The sequence below is a fragment of the Streptomyces sp. NPDC001787 genome (assembly GCF_040297465.1).
In the GTDB taxonomy this organism is placed as follows: Bacteria; Actinomycetota; Actinomycetes; order Streptomycetales; family Streptomycetaceae; genus Streptomyces.
Genome location: NZ_JBEOZE010000066.1, coordinates 1 through 5,973 on the forward strand (window position 1 = coordinate 1; position 5,973 = coordinate 5,973).

The window sequence follows — 5,973 nt, forward strand, 5'->3', positions numbered from 1 at the left end:
CTGCGACGGCTGGACTGCGCGGGGGTGGGACTGGTGGGAACGCTCATGCGGACTTCGCCTTCCGAGAAGTGCCGAAAATGAGGGAGCGTTCCTGCGGGGGACTGCCATGGGGCGGATGGCTGAAAAGGGTCCGGCCGTTGGATGTCCACGACGCGATGGGCAGGCGTCGGTAGCGGGCCGGAAGGGGTAAATCGCCGATGACCTGTGGGTGTCATCGGGGTTGGCAGGGAACCTACGGCGGGTTGTGCCGATCGGTCAAGACCTGATTTCGTCGGAATGCGCCTGAACCGTGTCGGACACGGACCCGGCGGTGTCGTCGACCCAGCCCAGCGACAGGCTGATCCGCCGGGCCGCGTCGCGGACCTGACCGCCCAGCTCCTGGTAGCGCCAGGCCGGCAGGCCGAGCTTGAGGCCGGTGATGCTGACCGCGCCCGCGCACACCGAACGGTCGTCGAAGACCGGCGCGCCGATGCAGATGATCCCCTCGGCGTCCTCCTCGTCGTCCAGCGCGTACCCGACCCGGGCGATGTCGCGCAGGTGGGACAGGAACGTGGCCGGGTCGGTGATGGTCCGCGCCGTACGCCGGGGCAGCCCGAACCGCTCGATCACCGCGGCGGCCTCGCTCTGCGGCACGGCGGACAGCAGGGCCTTGCCCAGCCCCGTGCAGTGCGGCAGCTCGCGCTGGCCCATCCGCAGGTCCAGCCGGACGCGCTGGTCCAGCTCGACCTGGTCCACCACCACGGCGTGCCCGTCCTCGGGAACGGCGAGCCGGGAGGCCATCTCGGTCAGCGCGGTGAGGTCGCGCAGGACGGGGTGGGCGACGCCGCGCAGGGAGACCTGGGAGCGGGCCCGGTCGCCGAGTCTGGCCAGGCTCATGCCGAGCCGGTAGCGGCGGTTCATCCCCTCGCCGTCGTCCGAGACGAGTCCGTACGCGCGCAGGGTCTGGAGCATGCCGAAGGCGGCGCTCTTGGAGATGGAGCAGGCCTGGCCGACCTCGGTGACGCTCAGGCCGTTCCCCTGGGCGGGGGCGGCGAGCGCTTCGAGGATGTCCGCTGCCCTGGCCACGCTCTTGACCCAGTACTTCGGTTCTTCTTGGGCAGCACTGTTCGTCATAGCAGAACAGCGTAGTCCCTGAGCCGGGCCGAGCGGACCCTCCGCGGTGAGGAAAGGTCCGGGAGGGGCCCAGGAAGGGCTGGGAATCGGTGTTTTGGTGTCCGAAAGGGGGTTGACCGTCCCAGGGAGCGGACGTAATATCCAGGCACTGTTCTGCTCTACAGAACAGTGTTTTGAAAATCAGAAACGCATCACCACGAGCACCACGGATCACCCTCTTCCTGCGGCGACTGCCGGGCGGATGGCGCCAGGGACTCACGGGCCGGGCAGGGTCCGCGACAACCGACGACTCTCGACGCAAGGAGCAAGCACCATGAGTTCAGGCCCGGTGGGCAACGAATCCGGAGCCCGACTCGCCGAACGCGCCCGCCAGGTCGTACCCGGCGGCGTGAACAGCGGTCAGCGCAGCGTTCCCGGACTGACCGACCTGGTGGTCACCGGCACCGACGGCGCGCGGTTCCGTACCGCCGACGGACGCGAGTACACCGACTTCCACTCGGCGTTCGGCCCGCCGCTGCTCGGCCACAACGACCCCGACGTGGCCCGTGCCACCGCCGAAGCGGGCGCCACCCTCGGCCACATGGGCGTCGGCGTCACCGAGGGCGAGGTCCTTCTCGCCGAACAGCTCACCGAGCTGATCCCCTCGATCGAGAAGGTCCTGCTCACCAGCACCGGCAGCGAGGCCACGTTCCACGCGCTGCGCGTCTCCCGCGCCGCCACCGGCCGCCGCCTCGTCGTCAAGTTCCAGGGCTGCTACCACGGCTGGCACGACTCGGTCAGCCTCAACGTCATCTCCGCCCCCGAGAAGGTCGGCGGCCACGACCCGATCTCGACCGGCATCCTGCCCGAGGTCCTCGAAGCCACCCTCGTCCTGCCGTTCAACGACAGCGAGGCCGTCCGCCGCGCCTTCGCCGAGCACGGCTCCGACATCGCCGCCGTCATCGTCGAGCCCGTTCCGCACAACGTCGGTGCCCTCCTGCCGTACCAGGAGTTCCTCACCACGCTCCGCGAGGAGACCACCAAGGCCGGCAGCGTTCTGATCTTCGACGAGGTCATCACCGGCTTCCGGCACAGCACCGGCGGCTGGCAGCAGATCTCCGGTGTCACCCCCGACCTCACCACCCTCGGCAAGGCGATCGCCAACGGCGCCCCCGTGGGCGCGATCGGCGGACGCGCCGACCTGATGGACCTCTTCTCCACCCGCCCCGGCGCCCCCGCCTTCTTCGCCGGAACGTACAACGGACACCCCTCCGTCGTCGCCGCCGCCCTCGCCACCCTGCGCAAGCTCCGCGAGGAGCCGGTCCACGAGCATGTCTTCCGGCTCGGCGACCGGGTCCGTACCGAACTGACCGCCCTGTACGGACGCCTCGGCGTCCCGGCCGTCGTCACCGGCTACGGCTCCGTCTTCGTCAGCTACTTCATGCCGGGCGAGGCCCCCCGTACCTACGCCGACCTGCTGAACAACGACGCCTCGCTCTTCGTCGGCTACCGCCGCAAGCTCCTGGAGCACGGCCTGTTCGAGCTGCCGCTCAACCTCAAGCGCAGCCACATCAGCTACGCCCACACCGACGCCGACGTCGACCGCCTGATCGAGGGAACCGAGGCGGCCGTCAGGGCGGTGCTCGCCGACGGCGGCGCCCGCGACCTGGAGAACACTTCGACCATGGGCGGAGCGACCCGCTGATGCTCACCGTCAACAGCACCCGTCCCGCCGGCCCCGCCGGGCGGATCACCCGCGTCGAGACCCTGATGCTCGGCACCTCCTGGCGGGACTTCGGCTACGTCCGGGTCCACACCGACGAGGGCCTCAGCGGTATCGGCGAGATCACCCACCCCTACCGGGTGGGCGAGGTCTGCGCGCTCACCGAGGCGATCGCCCGGCGCCACCTCATCGGCGCCGACCCCTTCGACATCGAGGAGCTCTGGCTCCGCGTCTACCAGGGCGACTTCCTGCGCGGCGGCGACATGGGCGGCGTCGCCCTGTCCGGTCTCGACCAGGCCATGTACGACCTGATGGGCAAGGCGCTCGGCGTCCCCGCCTACCGGCTGACCGGTGGCGCCTGCCGCGACACCGTGCGGGTCTACGCCAACGGCTGGTACACCGGCGAGCGGGAGCCCGAGACCTTCGCGGCCAAGGCGAAGGAGACCGTGGCGAAGGGCTTCACCGCGCTCAAGTTCGACCCCTTCGGTCCCGGTCTGCACGAGCTGGAGCGCGCCGAACTGCGCCGCTCCGTCGATCTGGTGGCCGCCGTGCGCGAGGCCATCGGCCCGGACATCGACCTCTTCATCGAGGGCCACGCCCGCTTCGCCATGCCGACCGCCGCGCGGCTGGTGCGGGAGCTGGAGCCGTTCGACATCGGCTGGTTCGAGGAGCCGATGCCCTGGACCCACATCGAGCGGTACGCGGAACTGCGCCAGCGCGCCGCCTTCCCGATCTCCGGCGGTGAGCACTTCCACAACCGCTACGAGTACAAGCAGCTCTTCGCGACCAACGCCGTCGACATCATCCAGCCCGACCTCTCGATGGCCGGCGGCTTCACCGAGGTAAGGAAACTGGCCGCGATCGCCGATACCCACGGCATGCTCGTAGCCCCGCACAACTCCAACTCGCCGCTCTGCACCACGGTCTCCGTGCACGCGGCGCTCGGAATCCCCAACTTCAAGATCCTGGAGACCTTCGACGGACTGCTGGAGCCCTTCGTCTTCGAGGCGCTGAAGGGCACCCTGCCGATGGCGGACGGCCACATCGGGCTGCCGACCGCTCCCGGCCTCGGCGTCGAACTCGTCGACGAGGTCTTCGAGGAGCACCCGCCCAGCCACCGCTTCTGGAACATGTTCGCGGACGGCTGGGAGAAGCGGAACCGGACATGATCGTCGACGTCCACTCGCACCTCTTCCGGCACAGCCACGACTTCACCGAACCCTTCAGCTCCGACTCCGCCCGCGCCCACGAGGGCGAGGTCGACCTGACGGTGAAGTGGGAGGACTACGCCGCCACCGCGCCCGCGTCCACCCGGACCGTCGTCGTCGGCGGCAAGGCCCGCCGCAGCGGACTCTGGGTCGACGACGCCGCGGTGGCCTCGTACGTCCACAAGCACCCCGACCGCCTCATCGGCTATCTCTCCCTGGACCCCACCCAGCCCGGCTGGCAGGACGAACTCCGCTACGGCCACCAGGAGCTGGGCCTGCGCGGCATCAAGCTGATGCCGATGTACGCGGGCTTCGACCCGGCCGCCGAGGAGTACGACGAGCTGTACGCCTACGCCGAACGGCACGGGCTGCCGCTCCTGGTCCACACCGGCACCACCTTCGTGTCGAACGCCCCGCTGGAATGGGCGATGCCACGCCACCTGGACGCGGTCGCCATCCGCCACCCGGAACTGCGCATGGTCCTCGCCCATCTCGGCCACCCCTTCGAGGGCGAGTGCATCGCGGTGATCCGCAAGCACCCGCATGTGTACGCGGACATCAGCGCCCTGCACTACCGGCCCTTCCAGCTCTGGCACAGCCTGCGGCTGGTCCAGGACTACGGGGTCTTCGACAAGGTGATGTTCGGCAGCGACTACCCGTTCACGACGGTCGACGACTCGGTGAAGGGGCTGCGGGAGATCGCCCGCATCCCCGGCATCCCGGGGCTCGCACCGCTCGACGTGGACAAGGTGGAGGAGATCATCCACCGGCCGTCGCTGGACCTGCTGGGTCTGAACGGCTGACCGGCGCCCCACCGCGAACGGCCGGGCTCCACCCGTGGACCCGGCCGTTCACCCGGAACCGCCGGGTCCGCACCGCCGGCCCTGCCGTTCCCCACCGACCTGCCGGCCCGAGGCCCGGGGCGCCACCCCCCGGTACCCGGGCCCCGTCCGGCAGCAGGGCCGCCGCGCTTCCTTCCCCGGTTCGGCGCGGCGGCCCACCTCTCCGTACCGCTCCGCCTGGAGGAACCCGCCATGACCGCAGCCGTCCCGCCCCGCGGCACCGAGCGCTTCGGCCTCACCGGCCGAACCGCCCTCGTGACCGGGGCCGCCCGAGGCCTCGGCCGGTCCTTCGCCGTCGGCCTCGCCGAGGCGGGGGCCGACGTGGTCCTCGTCGACCTGCCCGGCGCCGACGGGATCACCGAGACCGCGGCGGCCGTCGAAGCCCTCGGCCGCCGGGCCTGGACGTACGGGCAGAACCTCGCCGACATCGACGCGCTGGCCGGATTCGCCGACGCCGTACGGGCCGAGGCCGGGCCGCTGCACATCCTGGTCAACAACGCGGGCACGGCGGCCCTGGAACGCTTCAACGAGATCACCCCCGCGAGCTGGTCGCACATCATGCGGGTCAACGTCGACGCGGTGTTCTTCCTCAGCCAGCGCATCGCCGAGCACATGACCGCGGACGGCATCGCGGGCCGCATCATCACCATCACCTCGAAGAACGCCCTGGTGGCCGAGGCCGGCCTGGCCCACTACAACGCCTCCAAGGCCGCCGCCCAACTCCTCACCGAGACCCTGGCCGTGGAACTCGCCCCGCACGGCATCACGGCCAACACCCTGGCACCCGGCATGGTCGAGACGCCCATCGACGGCGAATTCCCCTTCGACCGGGAGAGCTTCGAATCCGCCTACCGCGAGCGCATCCCGCTCGGCCGCTACGCGCGGCCCGACGAGTGCGTGGGCGCGCTGCTGCTGCTGGCCTCCGACGCGGGGGCCTATCTCACCGGGGCGCGGATCGTGGTCGACGGGGGAGTCCTCGCCGACCAGATGCCGCGCATGCGGTTCATGCCGCCCTACCGCAACACGATCTGACGTCACCGGTCCGCCGGTCCATCGACAACGCGAGGAGCACCTCCGTCATGGCAGTCCCAGATTCGTCACGCCGTCA

Annotated in this window: 5 protein-coding genes; 4 read left to right on the top strand and 1 reads right to left on the bottom strand. The window is 70.5% G+C overall.

Annotated features, from left to right (window positions below):
• Window positions 1–255: 255 nt before the first annotated feature.
• Window positions 256–1,113: an IclR family transcriptional regulator gene (locus ABT170_RS40490; protein ID WP_329941635.1), complete on the bottom strand. Its 858-nt coding sequence runs from the start codon at window positions 1,111–1,113 to the stop codon at window positions 256–258.
• A 313-nt stretch (window positions 1,114–1,426) separates the two neighbouring features.
• Here ABT170_RS40490 and ABT170_RS40495 point away from each other — a divergent pair, with 313 nt between their 5' ends.
• The 4 genes from ABT170_RS40495 to ABT170_RS40510 all read left to right on the top strand — a co-directional run bounded on the left by ABT170_RS40495 (window position 1,427) and on the right by ABT170_RS40510 (window position 5,897).
• Window positions 1,427–2,797 (top strand): aspartate aminotransferase family protein, encoded by a 1,371-nt coding sequence (locus ABT170_RS40495; protein ID WP_329941634.1) that lies wholly within the window; start codon window positions 1,427–1,429, stop codon window positions 2,795–2,797.
• A complete protein-coding gene (locus tag ABT170_RS40500; RefSeq protein WP_329941633.1) occupies window positions 2,797–3,984 on the top strand; it encodes a mandelate racemase/muconate lactonizing enzyme family protein in 1,188 nt (395 codons plus the stop codon). Before ABT170_RS40495 ends, ABT170_RS40500 begins: the two co-directional genes overlap by 1 nt.
• Complete coding sequence (locus ABT170_RS40505; RefSeq protein WP_329941632.1) at window positions 3,981–4,826, top strand: amidohydrolase family protein; 846 nt, start codon at window positions 3,981–3,983, stop codon at window positions 4,824–4,826. The genes ABT170_RS40500 and ABT170_RS40505 overlap by 4 nt, the downstream gene beginning before the upstream one ends.
• Before the next feature lie 231 nt (window positions 4,827–5,057).
• The gene (locus ABT170_RS40510; protein ID WP_351876268.1) at window positions 5,058–5,897 is read left to right on the top strand and encodes an SDR family NAD(P)-dependent oxidoreductase; all 840 of its coding nucleotides are present in this window, start codon (window positions 5,058–5,060) and stop codon (window positions 5,895–5,897) included.
• The last annotated feature ends 76 nt before the right edge of the window (window positions 5,898–5,973 follow it).

Coding starts and splice junctions, on each gene's coding strand:
- ABT170_RS40495 (WP_329941634.1), top strand. CDS start 1,427: ATGAGTTCAGGCCCGGTGGGCAACGAATCCGGAGCCCGACTCGCCGAA.
- ABT170_RS40500 (WP_329941633.1), top strand. CDS start 2,797: ATGCTCACCGTCAACAGCACCCGTCCCGCCGGCCCCGCCGGGCGGATC.
- ABT170_RS40505 (WP_329941632.1), top strand. CDS start 3,981: ATGATCGTCGACGTCCACTCGCACCTCTTCCGGCACAGCCACGACTTC.
- ABT170_RS40490 (WP_329941635.1), bottom strand. CDS start 1,113: ATGACGAACAGTGCTGCCCAAGAAGAACCGAAGTACTGGGTCAAGAGC.
- ABT170_RS40510 (WP_351876268.1), top strand. CDS start 5,058: ATGACCGCAGCCGTCCCGCCCCGCGGCACCGAGCGCTTCGGCCTCACC.